We start from the raw sequence: 20,077 nt of genomic DNA on the forward strand, positions 1-20,077 counted from the left end.
TGATTTCTTTTATGATAGTGCTTTAGGCTTCATCTTCGGGATATGTGCTATGAATATCGGTAATAATTCGCGGAAGTTCTGCAATAAGCTTCTTTTTATATCGACGTTGCCTGCGTCGCGCTTTTGCGTTATTAGCCCGCCATTGCGCACGTTTGTCTTTCACAATTCGCTCTAGGTCTTGACCATCCTCTATCAAAATTGCGTCGTTAATGGTTGTTCGTTTTGTCATACTAAAACTCCAGTTTTAGCTGCTTATTGCGCCATTTTTTCGAGCGTTGGTTGAGTGCGTGAAGCGAGACACTCTCAGTGGCTATTTGTTTGGCAAGGTTTAATGCTGCGCTGGCTTGCTCGTCGGTCAGGTTTTTATAGGCCGGCGAGGGAATGACCTCATACCACGCACAGCCGACAATATTGTCTAAAATCACTCGCATAAAGCAGTGGTCATGATGTATTGGCCAGGCGTTTTTCTTTGCAGATGCAATAGAAGGGAGCACATTTTTCGCGTAGTGTAGAAATTCTCGTAGGTTCTTCGTGTGCTCCGTTGATTTTGAGAGATAAGCGTGTGGGAATTGGTTCTGAAGGGAAGGTGTGTGCATGCGTGATTTAGCCCTCGTCCAATTCGTTTACGCACTTTTATTACGACATAGCAAGAGTTTACACGACACCAGTGAAATTCAGAGTTACACTATTTTTAGTTTTACTGTTTTTGTTTATAGATTCTTAGTTTATTGATTCTTAGTTTTATGAGTTTTTAGCCTCGCGCTAAATGCTCATTATTAATTACATGGTTGGTTAATGCGCCCTCATTTAAAAATTCTTGTTATAGAAGATGCTGTTGATTTATTGGAACAAATCACTTCGAGTATAGGCAACACCATCACTTACTTTGACCGAAGTGACGTTGAAATAAGCCTGCTTGAAGCGAACTCTGTTGCAAAGGCACTACAATTTGTTCGTGAAGACGGTGACATTCAGGCTGTGGTATTTAGCTGGGATGTGGTGGCGAAGGTTAAAGAGCTGACAGACGTTGTGCCATTAAATGGCGTACTTAATGAAAATACAAGCCCCGCAGCCGAAAGCGCTAGTTCACAAAACGCGAACGAGAAAACCACAAGCGAAAAGTCGTCTGCACGCAACGCTGTTATTGATAATAACGCCAGAGTTATAGACGCCATTAAACGCATTCGCCCTGAACTCCCCGTGTATGTCTTAGGCGATGCAGTAAAAGGGTTGGATATTGTAAACCAAGCCAATGGCATTGAATCGTTCTTCTATCGTAACGACATTATTTCAGACCCAGAGTCTATTTTGGGTTATATCATCAATGACTTTGATGATAGAAACGAAACGCCGTTTTGGACTGAATACAAAGACTATGTAGTAGAGTCTAATGACTCGTGGCATACGCCAGGTCACAGCGGTGGCGCAAGCTTTAGAAATTCACCCTATATCAGTGATTTTTATCGCTTCTTTGGTCGTAACGTGTTTGTTAGTGACTTATCGGTAAGCGTAGACTCGCTGGGCTCACTATCAGATGGCACTCACGCTATCGGCAAAGCGCAAGCCGCTGTCGCGAATACATTTGAAGTTCGCCATTCCTATTTCGTCACGAACGGCTCTTCGACATCAAACAAAATCATTTTGCAGACGCTGTTGCGTGAGGGCGACAAAGTAATTGCCGACAGAAACTGCCACAAGTCAGTGCACTACGGCATTATTCAGGCGCGCGCTATGCCAGTGTATTTAGACAGTGTATTTAACCCTGAATACGGTATTTTCTCACCGCCTAGAATGGCGCAAATTAAGCAGCTTATTGAAGAAAATACTGATGCTAAACTTATCGTACTGACGGGCTGTACCTACGACGGGTTATTGACTGACCTTAAGCAAGTCGTAAATTTAGCCCACGAGCATGGCATTAAAGTGTTCATTGACGAAGCATGGTTTGCGTATTCCTTGTTCCACCCTGCATTGCGTGATTACTCGGCTATCGCCGCTGGGGCAGACTATATTACTCACTCTGCGCACAAAGTGGTGTCGGCGTTCTCGCAAGCATCCTTTATTCATGTAAACGATCCAGATTTCGATAAAGACTTCTTTAAAGAAGTGTTTGCAATTCACACCAGTACCTCGCCCAAGTATCAACTGATTGCCTCGCTTGATGTATGTCGTCAGCAGCTGGAAATGGAAGGCTACAAAATCCTTAATGAGCTATTAAGCAATGTTGCCGAACTCAAATCGCAAATGGCCAAGTTCAAGCGACTTAAAATACTCTCGCCTAGTGACTTTGCAAATATGTTTTCTCACTTTGAAAGTGACAACATTGGGCACGACCCGCTTAAAATCCTAATTGACGTATCGGCGCTAGATTACTCTAATCAAGAAATACATCGTTTCTTAATGGACGAAGTCGGTTTAGAAATAGAGAAGTTCACTCATAGCACTATTCTAGTACTGCTTACGCTAGGTGGAATGCGCTCTAAAATTGTAAGGCTATACAACGCGTTAAAACGTCTTGATGATGGCGCCGTTAACCTAAGCAAACGCAAGAGCAAGAGTCCGTTACCGGCAGACATTCCGCCAATTCATTTAGACGACCTTCCGTCAAAAGCGTTTTTCAGCCCTAGGGAAGCCATTCCATGGCAAAACAGCGTTGGTCGTACTGCAGCAGGTTTAATTACACCGTATCCGCCTGGTATTCCGCTTATTGTTCCTGGGCAGAAAGTGGAGCAAGCGCATATTGATTACCTTCAGGCCCTGGCAAGCCAAAAGCTTACCGTGCAAGGTATTTACGACGGTGACATTTATGTTGTCGCTGAAGAATAAACTGAACTAATAAATAAAAACCTCAAAGTTAAAAGGAATTAAAAATGATGAAACGTTCTTTGCTTGTATGCGGCTTAATGTCAGGTCTTGTCGCTTCACCCTTAAGCGCTAAAGATTATGTAACAAGCGAACAGTTACCTGAGTGGTTTAATACATCATTGAAGAAAGAGGCGAGGGACTTGCCTCGCACCCGAGTCTCGCTACCGGTGTTCCCTATCAATGCAACCGCTATTGGTACGTGGTCTGATGCTAAACCAATTGATGATTATTGGTATTTTACCGTTGATATTGGTTCAGAGTCTCCCGTCGAATGCTGGGCTTTTCAAGACTATGACGGCTTAGCAAACTCTCTTGTGAATATGATGAAATATGCAGTATCCAATATTTCAAAAGCACAGGAGAAAGTGCTCGATAGCCAGTTTAATTTTAGTTTAGATATGTCAACGATGGGTGATACACCGGTTTTCGCCTACAACTTGCTGTACAACCTTGGTGAGCCTGAACAGCGCGTGTCGGGCCTGCTCAAGGGGATGTCTGCTGAAACAGCAAATGGGCTTCAAGTGTGTTTACACAATGAAGTCGGCTACCGAGAAACATTTAAAGACGTGTTTGCCTCTTTTGTGAATGCCGTAGACAAATCCTCAAACCCGCAGCCTTTCTTTCACGCTATTAATGGTATGAAAATGCACGGCGAAATAGTGGGAGTAGTGTCGGAAAAGTTTATAAAAGATGCCGACGGCGATGTGGAGATTGTTGAGACAACGTCGTTAATATTACCCGTCGACGAAAACACGGTAGCCTCCACTGATGTTCGCGTTCGCTCTTGGAGCCGGGCTGATGGTACGCTAATTAACGCTTATCAGTATGCAGTAGAAAATAGTGAATTAAGTTCTGCGATGGGCGTTTCTATGCCAGACGATAAATGGGTGTTAGAAGGTGAAATTCAAGGGAAGGCAATTTCTTCTGAACTCGCTTTCACCGGAGAGTTTATTTCAAACTTTGGCGCCTATCTTGAAACGCAAAAACTTGCGGCATCAGATAAAACGTCGGCTACCTATTATATGTGGAATGCTGACACAGACCCCACCCAGGCGACAGCTACAGAGTTGCAAAAAAATGGCACTGAAAATGGCTTACTAAAACTGACTGCGGACGTCATAGGTTTTAAAGTCAACTATACAGTGGATGATGCGTTTATCATGCAAAACGCTGAAATGAAAATGGGGCCTATGGATTTCCACATTTCACCCATGTATGTGTCTGGTAAGCCAACAGAGTTGTAACTCGGCTTTCGATAACTTATGAAACATACAATAGTCAGAAAAAAAGTCGCTATTATCACATTATTGCTTAGCATTTGGGCTTCCAATACTGTTTATGCGCAAAGCTCGCCTAAGTTCGCAGTAATTCCTCTAACGTTAAGCGAAAATGTGTCGTTGCCCCTTGGTAATGAGATATTGCTTGATGTAAAGGTTTACGACCCCGACTTAGTGAGTTCGGTTTTAGGCCAGTGGCGTGGCATAGAAGTAGCAGGTTACCACAATGGTGTATTAAGGCTTTCGATAAGTGATAATGTGATGGCGGTGGTAGATGCCCAATCCCCAGACTCTCAATATCTTGCTAATACGTTTGTAATTGACTATGAAGAAGCGTCGGTTAAAGCAGTAACCGACGCTTTCTTGTCTGATTATGGTAAAGGTTTAAAAGCAGAGGATGAAGGCATAGGCGCTAGCGTTCAAGAAACAAAAGTAGAGAGTTACTCTGCTGAGGTAGGCGCGGAGATTGAAGCATTTGTTGCAAACTATATTACCGAGCCTTCTTATATTCATAGCTTCTCCTTTGCATCGACGGTTGCGAAATCTAGAAGCGGAGATTGCACAGAGTACGCGGTACTTTCTGCCGCATTAGCACGAGCGCTGGCTATCCCAGCCAGAGTCGTCGTTGGTACGATAATAGTTGACGACGGCAGCACTGTAGAAGCGATTGGGCATGCATGGAATGAGTTTTGGTTTGATGGGCGTTGGTGGCGAATAGACGCGGCAATGTACGGTGCTGAGTCTGCTAAAACGTTTTATTTACCTTCCCATATCTTAAAAAATGAAGGGCCTGGTTATGCTTTAAGCCTCTCTAAAGCGGTACTAAACAGCCCCGAGAGTATTACTGTTGTTAAAAAAAGATAGGTGATTCCTTCTCCTATTGGTAATTGTATGACGCCTTTTTTACCGCACTATTAAGCGTTGCCGCTTTGCGTTTTGGGTTTCATACCTTACACTTGCGCCGAAAGTTATAAAAAGGGCAGTGCAAATGAAACTAAGTGACGTGAAAAAGCTTCATCAAAAGAAATTTAGAACGCAGTTCGGATTCTATTTGGTGGAAGGAGAGCACTTAGTTTTAGAGTTAATTAATGTTGCTCAGCATGACAGCAGTACATTAGGTGATATAACCCTTTATGTGACAGCTAATTATGAGGCGTGGCTGAAAGAAAAACTTGATTCTTCAGTCTCTAATATGAAGGTGGAAACGGTATCGTCTCAACAAATGCAGCAACTCAGCGATACTAAGTCACCTCAAGGTATTATTGCTCGCGTTCCACTTCCTAACTCCGCGTTATATTCAGAGCGGTCACAAACCAGCATTTCAGCAAACAAATCCAGTGCCGAAAAGTACATTTATTTGTATGAAGTTCAAGACCCTGGCAACTTAGGCACCATACTAAGAACGCTAGCGTGGTTTGGGGATTTTACATTATTACTAAGCCCAAATAGCGTAGATCCATACAACTCGAAAGTTGTACGTTCAAGTATGGGGGCTATTTTCCATGTAAACATGGAATTAAACGTGGCGCTTGAAAGCCTAGGCGAGCGGTTCGAACGTTTCGCTTTCTTGGATATGAATGGTAGTAATATCACCTCTAACACCTTTGGTGATTATCAGTGTTATCTGTTTGGTAACGAAGCCCGTGGCGTGCCTGTTGACGCACTATCAAAGCTAAACGCAACGGCGTATACCATTGCGGGAAGCGGTAAGATTGACTCGTTAAACTTAGCCAGCGCTGTGAATATCTGCGCTTATGAATCAACCCGTTAAGCACACTCCCCTCAACTCGATTACGATAGGAAACAACCATGGCATTACAATGGTTCCCAGGGCATATGCACAAAGCCCTGAAAGAAATTAAAGAGTCGCTTAATCAAGTAGACATTCTTATTGAGGTGCTTGACGCGCGTATTCCATATTCCAGTGAAAACCCCGAAATTGCAAAAATACGCGGCGATAAGCCCTGTATTAAGATTCTTAATAAGTATGATTTGGCAGACCCAGAAATTACTGCGCGCTGGCAGGAGAGCTTAGAGAAAGAGCGCGGCGTGAAGACGATCACGACCTCTAGCGATAACCCGGGCAACAGCAAGCAAATTATGCAGCTGGTTAAAAGCATTTGTTCGTATAAAGAAGGTCAGCCAAAAGCAATTAAAGCTATGATCACGGGTATACCTAACGTGGGTAAATCGACGCTAATTAATATTTTAGCCGACCGAATCATTGCTAAAACAGGCAACGAGCCAGCTGTAACGAAAAGCCAGCAGCGCATAAATTTAGGCAGCGGTATTATCTTGTTTGATACACCGGGAGTACTGTGGCCTAAGCTTGAAAACCCACATTCAATTTATCGGTTAGCTTCATCGGGCGCTGTAAAAAATACTGCCATGGAATACGACGATGTTGGTTTTTTTGCGGCAGATTACCTCATTAAAGCGTATCCAGAGGTAATGAAGGAGCGCTACAAGCTGGACGAGTTGCCAGATACTGAAATAGAGTTTCTGGAAGCCGCCGCCAAAACGCGAGGGGCAATTCAAGCGGGTGGTCGTGTAAACCTTCATAAAATATGCGAGATCCTGCTTAAAGAACTGCAGTCGGGTAAGTTAGGGCGAATAACCCTTGAGACACCAGAAATGCTGGAAGTCGAAAAAGAAGAAATGGCACTTGAGGCGGCGAAGAAAGCTGAAGCGAAAGCTAAGCGTAAAGCAAAATTCAAAACAGGCTCGTTAACGCCGGATAAGAAAGATCGGAAAGAAAAACGAGAAGAAAAGCGTCAAGAACAAAGCCGCAGGATGAAGAAAAACAAGCGCTAACCAAAAAATAGACTTAATCGATTAAGGAATAGGTTGCAAAAATTCATCATTACTTGATACTAACATTAGGTTAACAACTTTTGTTGGATATTTTATGCGCGTATTTTTGCTCCTTCTATTGGCCGTCTCCTTACCTTCAATAGCTAATGAGTTGTCGGTTCTCTCCCCAGATAAAAAAGTAAAGTTATCGTTCACAGATGATGGCGAATTAGCGCAATATCGGGTGTCATTTAACGGAGAACCCGTTTTAGGGCTCGGTAAGCTTGGTTTTACTTTTGCAAAAGCCGCCCCTTTATATCGCGACTTTAAAGTAGAAGAGATAAGCAGGAATACGGTGGATCAAACATGGCAGCAGCCGTGGGGAGAGCAGCGAGACATTCGCGACAACCACAATGAGCTTTTGGTCAAGTTCTATAACCCAAGCGATAAAGACCGCACTTTTCTTGTAAGAGCCAGAGTTTTTAACGATGGTATCGGCTTTCGCTACGAGCTACCTGCAAGCGGTAATCGCATAATTACTAGAGAGCTGACTGAATTTAACTTAGTCGATTCTAATCAAGCAAAAGCGTTTTGGATCCCTGCCCATGGTCGAGATAGATATGAATATGTTTATCAATCCACTAATCTGCAAGACGTTCACACCGCTCACACGCCATTCACGGTGAAGTATGAAAACGGCACTCATGTCGCTATTCATGAAGCTGCCCTAGTTGATTACGCAGGTATGAGCCTTAAAAGACAAGAGTTAGGGCGTTTTACAGCGTCGCTGGCACCTCGTCACGACGGGAGTTTGGTGCATAAAACCGGTAGTTTTGTTACCCCATGGCGCACTATTACGTTAGGAAATGACGCAACGGATTTGGTTAATTCATACCTTGTTTTGAATCTTAATGAGCCAAATAAACTCGGTGACGTGAGCTGGGTTGAACCAGGAAAATACATAGGTATTTGGTGGGGAATGCACATTGATGAGTATACGTGGGGCTCTGGAGACAAGCATGGTGCTACTACTCAGCGCACAAAGCAATACATGGACTTCGCCGCTAAACACGGTTTTGATGGTGTATTGGTTGAAGGTTGGAATAAAGGTTGGGATGGTGATTGGATAGCGAATTCAGAGTTATTTTCTTTCACAGAAAGTTATCCAGACTTTGATATTGAAGCGGTGACCAGCTACGGCGAGAAAGTTGGCGTGAAGTTAATAGGACACCATGAAACATCAGGAGGAATAACCAACTACGAAGCGCAAATGGAAGACGGTTTTGCCCTGTACAACAAGCTGGGGGTTTCTCAAATTAAAACGGGCTATGTTGCCCATGGCCAAAATCTCAAAGTGCGCGACGACAACAACGTACTGCGCTATGAATATACCGACAGCCAGGACGTGGTAAATCATTTCATTAAAAACGTCACAACCGCTGCGAAATATCAGTTGTCTATCAACACTCATGAATCCGTAAAAGATACTGGCCTTCGCCGTACTTATCCGAACTGGATATCGCGAGAAAGCGCTCGTGGTCAGGAATACAACTCAGGGTGGGCGGCGCCTAATCCACCCAATCATATTCCCATGTTGGCGTTTACTCGCATGCTCGCTGGTCCGATGGATTTCACACCTGGCATTTTCAATTTTGACTACATAAGAAAAAATGACGGCGGAATAGAGTGGGGCAAAGGAGAGGTTATGCGCCCTCAAACAACGCTTGCCAAGCAACTGGCCCAATATGTAGTGCTGTACAGCCCTATCCAAATGGCAGCAGACTTACCTCGTAATTATGAGAATAATTTACCGGCGTTTCAGTTTATCAAAGACGTCCCTACAGATTGGTCTCATAGTAGAGCGCTTCAGGGGAAGTGGGCGAATATATTGTAATGGCGCGTAAAGCGAGCAAGCACACATCCTACTCTGAAAACGATTGGTTTGTTGGTGCGATTACGAATGAAGAAGCCAGAGAGTTATCGTTGCCACTAACCTTTCTAGAGGAAGATCAACAGTATGAAGCGCAGCTCTATCTGGATGGAGAGAAAGCGCATTGGAAAACAAACCCCTACGCAATGAACATCGAGAAAAAGGTAGTGACGTCTGCTGATGTCTTGTCATTAAAGCTTGCGCCATCGGGGGGAGGAGCGATACGCTTTAAATTACTATCGCAATAATAGACAGGGTGTGATGTTGGATAAGATTCAGTATTTTGATAAAGCGTTGTTTGAAACGCTTAAACAGTCGGCTGAGGAAAGTCCTCGCCGACGGGCTAATTTGAACGTACATAAATCTTATACCGACATGGTACAGCGTTTGTTTATTGCAATGATGCCTGACTCCTACGTGCGGCCTCATCGACATGTACAGTCTCATAAGTGGGAGTTCTTCATGGTGGTAGAGGGCGAGTTAGACATTCTATTTTTCAGCGACGATGGCGACGTTGAAAACAGAGTGACGCTAACGGCTCGTGGAGAGACCAGCGGAATTGAGATTCCTCCTAATACCTGGCACGCAACGGTGTGTCATAGCCCAGTAGTTTTCATGGAAGTTAAACAGGGTCCTTACGAAGTCACCGATGATAAAGGCTTTGCAAGCTGGTCTCCTGAAGAAGGAAACGACCAGGTTCCCAATTTTCTAGCATCACTTAAGAAAGCGGCGGTGGGTGATAGCGTAGCCTTTTAAAGGCACTTCTTGTCTAATTACGCACTCATAGCATGCTTTAGGCACTTTCCTTTTTGGAAAGTCATTGCTATTGCTTATCTACATGGTATGGTTAAGGATAAGTGACAGAAGGCCGCTGCTGAGTTTTTGAAAAGCACCGAAGCCTCAACATTTAGCTTAGTCGCGGCACAGGGTCGTTTGTACAAGCACATTGTGAAAAGAGAATTATCATGCAAAACGTTTCAACTGGTTATTTTTATAATTTTAATTACTGATTGCACCTGACCGTCGGTGTTCAGGGGCAAGTATTGGCTTCTGGGCACTGCAGGTAGAACGTTTTGCAAAAGCCCAGAAGGTATCACCATCTGGGCTTTTTTAATGCCCGTAATTCTCGGTAAAAGACAATGAAAGAAATCACACTAGGTGACATCAGAAAGCAGCACAGAGTTAAACAGGAAGTCGTAGCAATGGCGTTATCGGTTACGGCTTCTGGCGTAAGCAAATTGGAATCGAAACGTATTCAGGACGTTTCACTTCAACGTGCAGCGGCTTATTTAGCAGCGGTTGGTGGTAACATGAAGATTGAAGTGACTATGCCCGATGGCGCTACTTTGCAAGTAGGGTAGTGAAATTGTAGCTAAGACATATTTGGTGTTTTTCAAAAGTGTGTATTCACTAGGTAGTGTTTATCAATAATAGGGCTTTGTTAAAGAAAGCTGGCTCTATTTGTCTAGTGCACGCATCGAATAGACATATTTTTACGACTAATCGCTTTAACTAAAATACTTCTGGGTTAAAATATAGCTAAATCGATTACAAGGAGTCTTACATGGCCGTTCACGAAATTACCCACCCGCTTATTGCGCACAAACTAGGGCTTATGCGATACGCTAAAATTAGCAGCAAAGACTTTCGCGAGCTTGCTTCTGAAGTGGGGAACCTTCTGACTTACGAAGCAACGCGAACACTGCCTACCGAAAGGGCTAAGATCAAAAGCTGGTCGGGCGATGAGGTAGAAGTAAGACAAATTAAAGGCAAAAAAATTACTGTCGTTCCTATTCTTCGTGCAGGCCTAGGTATGCTTGAAGGGGTACTTGAACTAATTCCAAATGCGAAGATTAGCGTAGTGGGTCTGTACCGTGATGAAGATACGCTTCAGCCGGTCGCCTACTTTGATAAAGTGGTTAAAAATATTGATGAACGTACTGCACTGATTGTTGACCCGATGCTAGCCACTGGCGGTACTTTGATTGCAACAATCGACCTTTTGAAAAAGAAAGGCTGTCGAAAAATAATGGGACTATTCCTTGTTGCTGCGCCTGAAGGCATTAAAGCCGTTGTTGAAGCACACCCTGATGTTGATATCTTTACCGCCGCAATCGATGATAGATTGAATGAGAAAGGCTATATCCTACCGGGATTAGGAGATGCTGGAGACAAAATCTTTGGCACGCGCTAAGAGCGAAAATCTCTAAAAATTAAGTCATTGAGCAATTTGTTACACAACTCATCGAATTAGCGCTAAATTTCACGCGTTAAACGTTTAAGTTAATGATATAGTCAGAGGGTAGTCAGAGCGCACGCTTGCTACCCTTTTTTGTTTTTAAATCTGGGTAGTTAGTTTCGTGAAAAGAGCTAAAAATAATGAATAAAACAAAACTTACCCTAAAAGATGTTGCTGAACAGTTGGGCGTTTCAACGGCAACCATTTCAAATGCATTTAACCGCCCGGACCAATTATCAAAAGCGAAGCGCGAAGAGATTTTAGCGCAGTGCAAAAAGATTGGTTACAGCGGCCCCAATAAAGCAGCACAGATCCTCAGAAAGGGCACATCAAATATTGTGGCTTTAGTATTAGCCGACAGCATTTCATATATGGTGAGTGACCCCGTCGCGAGTACTTTTATTAAAGGTGTTTCTTCTGCGCTTCAAGAAAATGGCAAGCATTTGTTACTGTACGCGGGCGACTCTGACAGCATTCTTGATGTTGTAGATTTTGTTGATGGTTTTATCTGTTACGGACAACCGCGCAACAGTAACTTGGTAGCGGAGTTGGCAGTGTCGCCAAAACCTGTGGTCACCGTTGACTTTGATATCGAAGACAAGCCATCTATTAATATTGATAACGAAGAGGCGGCCTATCGCGTTGCGTCTCATGCGTTAAATGAAGGTGACAATGTGGCAATCTTTGGGCTTCGCCTGATTGACTCGCCTTCTACATGTCGTATTTACGATAGTCCGTTGATTGATGTAGACAGCTCAATTGCTCACCGTCGACTTGATGGTTATTTAAGGGCCGCTGAAGAAAAGAACATCACGGTAAGCAATGAGCGTATTTGGCACCTTCCAGAAAGTGACAGACACTTTGCAAGACAGGCAGCCAAAGAAGTACTGACCAGCTCTCCAAGACCTAATGTGGTTTTGTGTATGAGTGACATTATAGCACTTGAGCTACTTCACTTAGCCTTGGATATGAATATTAAGGTACCGGAAGAGCTGAAAATTACAGGGTTTGATGGTATTGGGGAAGCCGAGCGTGCGCGCCCGCGTCTTACTACAGTTTGCCAATCCAGCAGTGGCAAAGGCGTAGAAGCAACAAAAGCATTGCTTAATCAAGTAACAGCAAAGAGTACGCTGCCTTTTGAATTGCAAGTCGGCGAGACGGTATAGGCTGAGCCAAGAGGTTCAGCCCGCGTTAAATAAGGTAGATTGCTTATCAAAGTTTAACGAGCAGCGATTAAAAAATGCGGCAAGTTTCTTTTCTTCAAAAAGATCGCCGCTTTCCTTCAAAGAAGCGGGCTGATTGAGTGCCAGTGGCGGGAATACACCATAGCCAGACAACAAACAGTGCCACGACGTAGTGCTGAAATGTCGACCAATACCTTGGCGCTTTATTTCCTCAACAATATCCCCTTTTCTGTACCACACATCAAGTAAACTAAGCAGTGATTCGGACAGCTTCATGTTAGCTCTGTTGTCTCTCCAATAGTCACTGTCGTTGCGCCCGTTTAGCTTGTAATGACACACGATATAATCTCGGACGCGTTCAAAGCGCTCTGAAACTTCCCGATTAAACGCCTGTCTCTGTTGAGCACTTGTTTCGTTGAAAGAATAGTTGTCCGCGAAAAGCTCGATGCTCGTTTGAACTAGGTGTAGTGCCGTTGCTTCTAAAGGCTCAATAAACCCTTGCGACAAGCCTAGTGCAAGACAATTCTTCTCCCAGTGCCTTTCACATTGACCTACACGCATAGATAAATGCTTTGCTTCAACATCGGTATTTTCCATCCCCAATGCACGTCGCAATTCACATTCTGCAGCGTCTTTCTCTTGGTACTGCTGACTATACACATACCCGTTTCCCGTGCGGTTGCGAAGCGGTATCTGCCAACGCCAACCGTTCGACATGGCGACAGATTCGGTTTCAACCGGTAAATTAGCGCATGCTGGTGTAGGCAACACAACGGCTGAGTCATTGAATAGGTTGTCACTAAAGTCCCTAAACGGTACGCCTAGCGTCTTTTGTAAAAGGAGTCCTGAAAACCCCGTGCAATCTATGAACAGGTCTCCATCAAGTTTTTGTCCGTCTTGACAGACGAGATGTGAAATGTCGCCAGATGGTGAGGTATGCACCGATTCAATATTACCAACAACGTGATATACGCCTTTTGATTTAGCGCGCTCGCGTAAGAATCGTCCAAGTTTTAGAGAGTCAAAGTGGTAGCCGTATTCTATATCGAATGGAAAATTATGTGAGGGAAGAGGGGCAAGGTTTTTCTTTGCCAAATACCCCGCCATAAGAAACTTATCAGGTCGAGTTTCAACATCGAGACCCAGCCTTCTGGTTAAGGCATTAACGTGAAATGCTCGTTCACTAAAAACATCTAGCTGGCTAATAAAGGGGTGAGAGTAGTTGTGTGAATTATTGCCATTCCAGCCCGTGAACTTGATGTTAACTTTATACGTTGCTTGGCACTCTTCCATCCAATCATACTCAGGAATATCAAGAGTTTGGAAAAAACGCTTGAGAGTAGGTGTCGAGCCTTCGCCTACGCCTATTGTGCCAATGTCTTCTGATTCTATGAGTGTGATGGTCACAGCTTGATTAGCCCAGCGGTGAGCTAAAAGGTTGGCAGCCATCCAACCTGCTGTGCCGCCTCCAGCAATAACAATTCGGTGTGGTGTTGTCATTAAAGGCTCTGCAATAAAAGAAGGGTGAAATTAAACAGTATCAGAGTTGCGCATTACTGCCACACTTTACATGGCAGTAATGCAAGGCACGTATCCACTATCTAAAGATGCGTGCCATTATTTTCGTACGTTCAAAAGGGATGGTCCCTTTTAATAGAACGAATAGTTGAGGTTTAGCATATAAGAAGGACCAAACTCGCGGCGGAGCGTAACAATGCCCGCATCATCAATGGTTTCTTCTTTCTCATCAGTCAGGTTGACGCCTTGTAACGATACTCTCAGCCCTTCCAAGTACTCAATTCCGCTATCTGCAAAATCGTAGCTAATTTGAGCATCGACTTGGGTAACGGCGTTACGAGTTGCTGGCTCAATTTTGTTTGAACCTCCACGCTGATAAGTGAGGAACTCAGAACGATCGGTTGCCGCAACCCTAATCTCAAAGCCGTTCATCTCATAGTACGCTGTAATGCTGTACGTATTGTCTGATTGGCCTGGAATGGCTGTTCCATCTTCAAGCTCCGCATCTAGGATTGTTGCAGAAGCGGCAATACCAAATCCATCCAGAGAGTCAGTGAGCATTCTCAAAGGAACATTGGCCGTTAGCTCAACCCCTTTCATCTCACCTTTTAGGCCATCTTCGAAGAATGAATAGAAGCCTTGGTCTGGCGGAGTTACTAAATCGCCCACTTCGTAAGGCGTGTCTTGCGGGCCGTAGTTACCAGCAACATCCACGATCCTGTCATGGAATCCAGGGATGAAGTAGTTAGCACCGTCATTGGTCACGTCATTCGTGAAATCAATAAGCTGGTTGCCATCGCGGGTCCAATTAACCAAATCTTTATAGAATAGCGCAATTGAGACATAACCTTCTTCATCGAAGTAGTTTTCAAATGAAATGTCAAAGTTATTGGCTTCTAACGGACGAAGGGTTGGGTTACCTGTAAATTTAGACCAAGGCGACCCGAACTCTCTCACCGCCGCCTCAGAATTCTCTGTGGCAATCAGCTCAATATTTTGATCAAACTTAACAAAGCCCGATGCTTTCATTTGGTCGATACGCGCTCGACTAATGGTTTTCGATGCCGCCAAGCGCAGGTAGCGATTCTCATTAAGTTCGACACTTACGTTCAGGCTAGGCAGGAAGTGAGAGTAATCGTCGCCATCGGTAATAATACAGTCCGCATCAACCACTTGGTTGCCATCGTCGTCACACACGGCAAAGTTCGGGCCTACAATACCAATGAAACCCGTTGAGCTTTGGTCTGTTTGTACATATTGTGCACCCACGTTACCTTTTACATTGAAACCTTGAACTTCAGTCTCAAAGTCTAGCTGGGCGTATAATGTAGTTACTTCTTCATCAATGGTGTAGGTATCACCTAAACGATCAGGCTCTAGAAGCCCTGCATCATTAAGCGTATATTCACCATCGTTGTAAGGGGCAAAGCCGTCGTAGGCTACAACGTAACCCATGCCAGCCCAGGTTAAGTCAGCTAAGCCGTTGTACAGATACTGCTCAGGGATCGCTTCAGAAAATGGATAAGATGATGCGGTTGCGAAGAAACCTTTGTTATCTTTTGCTTTGTATCGGTCGCTATAGTTTACGCCGGCCGTAAAAGTGTTGAAGATTCCCCAATCTACATAACCAACTGCCTCAAAACGTATTGTGGTCAGCTCTTCTTCAAAATCAGCAAAGTTCAGGAAGCCATCTTGAGCGTTGAAATAGCTGTAAGGTTGACCATTTGCCTGTAAAACATCGGTGGTAAACTGATCGGCAATGTTAGCCATACCGCCCCCCCAAACTTGAGGACCCGCAAGCTGTAACATGGTGGGATCAGAGAATGCATCAAGGCCGCTACTGCCGGTAAAGTAAATACCATCAGTGCTCATTTCGAATTGACGTGAACCTAATTGCTCTTCGCCGAGCGCACCAGAACGCGCTAAACCAGCGTATGATTCACCACGCAAGTCACGTTTGTTCGACTCACTGTCTGCCACGTCTAAAGTAAGAGACCACTCATCGGTTATGTCGTATTTGATATTTAAACCGAAGGTTTGAAGCTCGCCATCTTTTTGCGCGGGATCTGTACGCAGTACTGGATTCGCGTTAACTTGCGTGCCCGAGTTGTTAATGCCTGTACCGCTAACATTTGCCGCAGCGAAGGGTTCGATGAAACCGCGAATAACACCCGAGTCAGAATAATCAATATCTAGCGCATCAAAAACAATGTCTAGTCTATCGGTGGGACGCCATTGAAGAATGGCTGAAATCGTGTCGCGTTCTAGCACGCGGCTAATGGCCTGAGTGTCTAAACCAAACGGAAGCACTTGGCCATCGTCATTCTCACCATAACCCCAAACACCGTATTTTCTCTCGTTTCTGGGGGACTCCGTTGATGCAATGGCAAGTGCGAGACCTACCGTGTCATCTGCAAACTTTTCTACAAAAGAAAGGGCAAAACGGTTACCGCTATTGTCGAATTCTGGATTATCTGAATCATTGCCACCAAGTTCGTAGACCCCAGTGACGGTAAGGGTTTCCTGGGCTGCTAGAGGGCGTACCGTTTGCAAGTCTACTGTACCGCCAATACCTTGGACAATAAGCGAAGCGTCAGAGGTTTTGTAAATTGTGGCACCTGTCATGATTTCAGCAGGGTATAAGTCGTACTCTACGCCACGGTTATCGCCAATACCAATAAGTTCTCGTCCGTTCAGTGAGGTGCCGGTAAAGTCTTCTTTGAAGCCACGTACCGAAATACCAGACGTTCGTCCGCCTACGCGCTCACCTGATAGGCCTGGCAAGCGGGCAAGTGATTCTGCGATTGAAGAGTCTGGAAGCTTACCAATGTCTTCTGCGGAAATGGCCTCAACAATGGAATCGTTGTCCATTTTCACCGCTTGGGCGCGCATCAAAGAGCCTCGAATCCCCGAAACTTGAATAATTTCTACTTGTTCGTCGTCTGGTGTGTCTTGTGCTACTACTGAACCGCTGTTAAGGGCGGCGGTAATTGAAATAGCGATTAACGCAGGTTTAAACGTACTGGTGTGCTTCATGAGTCATACCTTGCTGAGTGTGTTAAACAAAGGTTTTATTATTTACAACGTTTTAACAATAGTAGTTGTTTTACTCATACGCAAGTGTTTTCTTAATTGTTTAAGAAAAGTGTTTTTAAATACAGGTCATAAACGGTTATTCTTGGCTAGCAAGAATGCTTAATGCTTTTTCTTGCTACCTCTAGATAGTACCGAGAAAGTTTGGATAACGCCGATTGAAATCTGGCAAAGGGCAGAAGGGGGAGTGGCAAATTTTTTAGAGAATGAGAAGCGGACAATAAATGCTATAGCCCGCAACAGGTATGAGGTTCAGTGACCGCTTATTTTAGTTAGGTTACTCGACGTTGGGATTTAGTCCCAAACCAGTTCTTTAAAGTGCTTGCGACACATTGATTCATAGGTGTCGTTGCCGCCAATTTGTACTTGATCACCATTTTTTACTGCATTGCCATTTTCGTCTAAACGCACCACGAAACTTGCTTTTTTACCGCAATGGCAAACGGTTTTTAGTTCAGATAGTTTATCTGCCCAAGCCAGCAAATAATGACTGCCTTCAAAGGTTTCACCTAAAAAGTCGGTACGCAGGCCGTAGGCTAGTACCGGCACATCAAGTTCATCAACTACGTCCACTAGCTGCTTTACTTGTGCCTTTGTTAAGAACTGTGCTTCGTCAATAAAAATGCAGTCGGGCTTTAACGCTTCGCAGTCTTTGCTTATTGAGGCAAACAAATCATCGCCTTTTGCGTATAGCTTGGCATCTGCTTGTAAGCCGATACGAGAAGTGACTTTCCCAACGCCGTATCGATCGTCAAGCGCTGCGGTATAAATCACGGAATGCATACCGCGTTCACGGTAGTTATAAGCTGATTGGAGGAGTGATGTAGACTTCCCTGCGTTCATAGCAGAGTAATAAAAATAAAGTTGAGCCATGGTTATTAGTAGTTTTCGTTATACCAAGAAATAAGGTCGTTGGCGTTCATTGGTCTAGCGAAGTAAAAGCCTTGCAAATAGTCGGTTCCAAGCTGCGACAAATGTTGCCTTTGCTGCTCAGTTTCGATGCCCTCTGCAATGGTTTTACAGCCAAACTCTTTAGCCATTAAAAGTGTTGCTCTTATTATGGTATCACTCTCTTCAGAGCTATTCTGTATAAAAGAGCGGTCAATTTTAATAAAATTGAATGGCATAGATTGAAGACGGTTTAAAGATGAATAACCTGTACCAAAGTCATCAATTGATATTTTGACATCACGGGCTACGAGTTCGCTCACTCGTTTAGTCACTAGGTCTTTATCAATAGCGAATACGCTTTCAGTTATTTCTAGATAGAGGCGTTCTGGTGAAATTTTAGTTGTGCTGAGGGCATTGTCTAAAACTTTAAAGAAGCTGTCATCGAGCAGCTGCGCGACTGATACATTTATCGACATTGCGAGGCCGGGTTTGAACTGCCAATGTGAAAGGTCGATAAGCGCTCTATTTAATACCCACGCACCTATTTCTGGCATTAGCCCACTGCGCTCTGCTAGGGGGATAAATACCGCAGGAGAAATGTTTTCTCCGTCGCAGTTCCACCGTAACAGCGCTTCTACTGACGACAAGGAGTTTGTCGTGACGTCAATGATAGGTTGATAAAAAACAGTAAACTCACTATTTTCAATAGCTAATCTTAAGCGTTCACAAAGGCGCTGCTCTCGCTTTATTTCGTTTTGCAACGTTTCGTTAAATACGCCAATAGAGCCTCTTTGCTTACGCTTTTGATCATACATAGTCAGGTCGGCCTGTTGAATTAAATCAACTGCGCTGTCGCCATGGACGGGGAACATAGCGATGCCGATAGTGGCGTCTAACGTTACCTGATTGTCGTTCGCAATAATGGGAATAGTGACGCCACTGCGCATAGCGTGTGCTACGGCCTTTGCGGTATCAACATTAGCATAAGGAATTACGGCGACGAATTCGTCTCCTCCCCATCTTCCCAGGTGATTTTCTTCCGTATAGTTACGAAGTCTGTTGGCAATTTCGGCAAGGACAATATCGCCGACTTTATGTCCTAAACTGTCGTTAACTTGCTTGAATCCGTCTAAGTCGATAAATAGAAGGGCGAGCGAGTTATCTAGGGCACGTGTGGTGTCTATCAAATTGTTGAGATGCTTGAGAAAGCCGTTGCGATTAAGCAAATTTGTCAGTGGATCTCTGTTAGACAACCGATATAAATCCGCCGTTCTTCTTTCCACTTCCGCTTCAAGGTTGGCGTTAGATGCATCGAGCTTTTCGTTTGAAGCTATGAGTAGTTTGTTTACTTTAACTGTTTCACTACGCTCAATACGCATCTGTTCCATCAAACTATTATTCTTAGCTTTAAGGTGTAACGTACTGATGAAAAAGCGATGGTAGCGAAAAGCACTGGCGAAAATACCAAACCAGAAAACCAAGCCAAGCACACCTAAAATAAAAAATTTCCCGCTAGCATCTATTAACGCACATAACGACATAGGTACAAGAAGAGCAGTAGGGTAGAACCCGACGAGTTTTATGTTAGGAGACAGGACGGTACCAGCTCCGCCGGACATCGCGGCGAGTACAACCATAGTCGCTGCTAGTTCGACAGTTGCCATGGATGAATAGAAAAGCACTGAATAAAGCGCCCAAATACAACCCGTAACATAAAGCCCGGTCGAAAACCGAATCAAAGCAGGGCGCGGGTTATAAGCTTTTCCTGCTAAATTAGTGCGCCAATACAATGCATCAATTAGCCTCAGAAGTGAGACGCACACCATTACTCCCCAAATCTGTAGTTTGTTTGCAAATGTTGAAGGGGAGTCGCTTTCAAAGAAAAATACCAGGCCAGAAAAGGCAAATATCGTCATCAAGAAGCCGACAAAGCTATTGCCAATTAGCATGTCGGTGGTGTCTCGTTCTATTTCAGTTTGTGATATCGATTCTTGATACGTGTTCAACCGGATAAAGCCTTAATTACATTGTGATTCAAATTTAATGCGTGACTTCAAAAGCAAATTTAGTCGTACAGAATAGAGCGAAGCGTACAAACTTAAGTGCACTAAATGATTGTAGTATAGGCTAAATATAATACATATGACGGGGGCATTTTAAAATTCGCCTAAAGCAACCCGCTTTTAGTCTGTCTATGTTTTTTCACAGTTCGTTCTAAATACCTGAAGTGTAGTGTTCTTAATCGATATTGATTTTTATTTTTTATCTGCTATGTGAACCGCTAAAT

The 20,077-nt window shown here is 44.1% G+C and carries 15 protein-coding genes and 1 pseudogene; 10 read left to right on the forward strand and 6 right to left on the reverse strand.

What is annotated here, in order from left to right:
• Positions 1–22: 22 nt before the first annotated feature.
• Both BZA03_RS06765 and BZA03_RS20570 read right to left on the reverse strand, forming a co-directional pair.
• Positions 23–229 carry a hypothetical protein gene (locus tag BZA03_RS06765; protein WP_014977119.1) on the reverse strand — a complete coding sequence of 69 codons (207 nt, stop codon included), beginning with the start codon at positions 227–229 and terminating at the stop codon, positions 23–25.
• Between the two features lies 1 nt (position 230).
• Positions 231–431, reverse strand: coding sequence for a hypothetical protein (locus BZA03_RS20570; RefSeq protein WP_240491596.1), 201 nt, complete (start codon positions 429–431; stop codon positions 231–233).
• Between the two features lie 364 nt (positions 432–795).
• On the opposite strand from BZA03_RS20570, the gene BZA03_RS06775 reads away from it, so the two are divergent.
• The 10 genes and pseudogenes from BZA03_RS06775 (at position 796) to BZA03_RS06820 (ending at position 12,270) form a co-directional block, all read left to right on the forward strand.
• Positions 796–2,826: an aminotransferase class I/II-fold pyridoxal phosphate-dependent enzyme gene (locus tag BZA03_RS06775; RefSeq protein WP_110288325.1), complete on the forward strand. Its 2,031-nt coding sequence runs from the start codon at positions 796–798 to the stop codon at positions 2,824–2,826.
• A 44-nt stretch (positions 2,827–2,870) separates the two neighbouring features.
• Complete coding sequence (locus BZA03_RS06780; RefSeq protein ID WP_110288326.1) at positions 2,871–4,109, forward strand: hypothetical protein; 1,239 nt, start codon at positions 2,871–2,873, stop codon at positions 4,107–4,109.
• Between the two features lie 18 nt (positions 4,110–4,127).
• Complete coding sequence (locus BZA03_RS06785; protein ID WP_110288327.1) at positions 4,128–5,006, forward strand: transglutaminase domain-containing protein; 879 nt, start codon at positions 4,128–4,130, stop codon at positions 5,004–5,006.
• Between the two features lie 124 nt (positions 5,007–5,130).
• On the forward strand, positions 5,131–5,913 hold the full coding sequence (locus tag BZA03_RS06790; protein ID WP_110288328.1) for an RNA methyltransferase: 783 nt from the start codon (positions 5,131–5,133) through the stop codon (positions 5,911–5,913).
• Between the two features lie 38 nt (positions 5,914–5,951).
• Positions 5,952–6,956 carry a ribosome biogenesis GTPase YlqF gene (gene ylqF, locus BZA03_RS06795; protein ID WP_014977114.1) on the forward strand — a complete coding sequence of 335 codons (1,005 nt, stop codon included), beginning with the start codon at positions 5,952–5,954 and terminating at the stop codon, positions 6,954–6,956.
• Between the two features lie 94 nt (positions 6,957–7,050).
• Positions 7,051–9,113 (forward strand): annotated as a pseudogene (locus tag BZA03_RS06800) (glycoside hydrolase family 97 protein).
• 13 nt (positions 9,114–9,126) lie between these two features.
• The gene (locus tag BZA03_RS06805) at positions 9,127–9,621 is read left to right on the forward strand and encodes a WbuC family cupin fold metalloprotein (protein ID WP_039228479.1); all 495 of its coding nucleotides are present in this window, start codon (positions 9,127–9,129) and stop codon (positions 9,619–9,621) included.
• 383 nt (positions 9,622–10,004) lie between these two features.
• Positions 10,005–10,226, forward strand: a complete 222-nt coding sequence (locus BZA03_RS06810) for an XRE family transcriptional regulator (RefSeq protein WP_014950268.1) — start codon at positions 10,005–10,007, stop codon at positions 10,224–10,226.
• A 203-nt stretch (positions 10,227–10,429) separates the two neighbouring features.
• Positions 10,430–11,059 carry a uracil phosphoribosyltransferase gene (gene upp, locus BZA03_RS06815; RefSeq protein ID WP_014999131.1) on the forward strand — a complete coding sequence of 210 codons (630 nt, stop codon included), beginning with the start codon at positions 10,430–10,432 and terminating at the stop codon, positions 11,057–11,059.
• A 185-nt stretch (positions 11,060–11,244) separates the two neighbouring features.
• Positions 11,245–12,270, forward strand: a complete 1,026-nt coding sequence (locus tag BZA03_RS06820) for a LacI family DNA-binding transcriptional regulator (protein WP_014950264.1) — start codon at positions 11,245–11,247, stop codon at positions 12,268–12,270.
• A gap of 15 nt (positions 12,271–12,285) precedes the next feature.
• Here the strand turns inward: BZA03_RS06820 and BZA03_RS06825 are convergent, their stop codons facing one another.
• The 4 genes from BZA03_RS06825 to BZA03_RS06840 all read right to left on the reverse strand — a co-directional run bounded on the left by BZA03_RS06825 (position 12,286) and on the right by BZA03_RS06840 (position 19,796).
• Positions 12,286–13,788, reverse strand: coding sequence for a tryptophan halogenase family protein (locus BZA03_RS06825; RefSeq protein ID WP_110288329.1), 1,503 nt, complete (start codon positions 13,786–13,788; stop codon positions 12,286–12,288).
• A gap of 150 nt (positions 13,789–13,938) precedes the next feature.
• A complete protein-coding gene (locus BZA03_RS06830) occupies positions 13,939–16,842 on the reverse strand; it encodes a TonB-dependent receptor (protein WP_110288330.1) in 2,904 nt (967 codons plus the stop codon).
• A 351-nt stretch (positions 16,843–17,193) separates the two neighbouring features.
• Positions 17,194–17,772 carry a thymidine kinase gene (locus BZA03_RS06835; RefSeq protein ID WP_014950261.1) on the reverse strand — a complete coding sequence of 193 codons (579 nt, stop codon included), beginning with the start codon at positions 17,770–17,772 and terminating at the stop codon, positions 17,194–17,196.
• Between the two features lie 5 nt (positions 17,773–17,777).
• Entirely contained in the window at positions 17,778–19,796 is a 2,019-nt protein-coding gene (locus tag BZA03_RS06840) for a bifunctional diguanylate cyclase/phosphodiesterase (RefSeq protein ID WP_110288331.1), read from the reverse strand.
• Positions 19,797–20,077 lie beyond the last annotated feature (281 nt).

Source organism: Alteromonas sp. I10 (assembly GCF_003201515.1).
Taxonomy (GTDB): Bacteria; Pseudomonadota; Gammaproteobacteria; order Enterobacterales; family Alteromonadaceae; genus Alteromonas; species Alteromonas macleodii.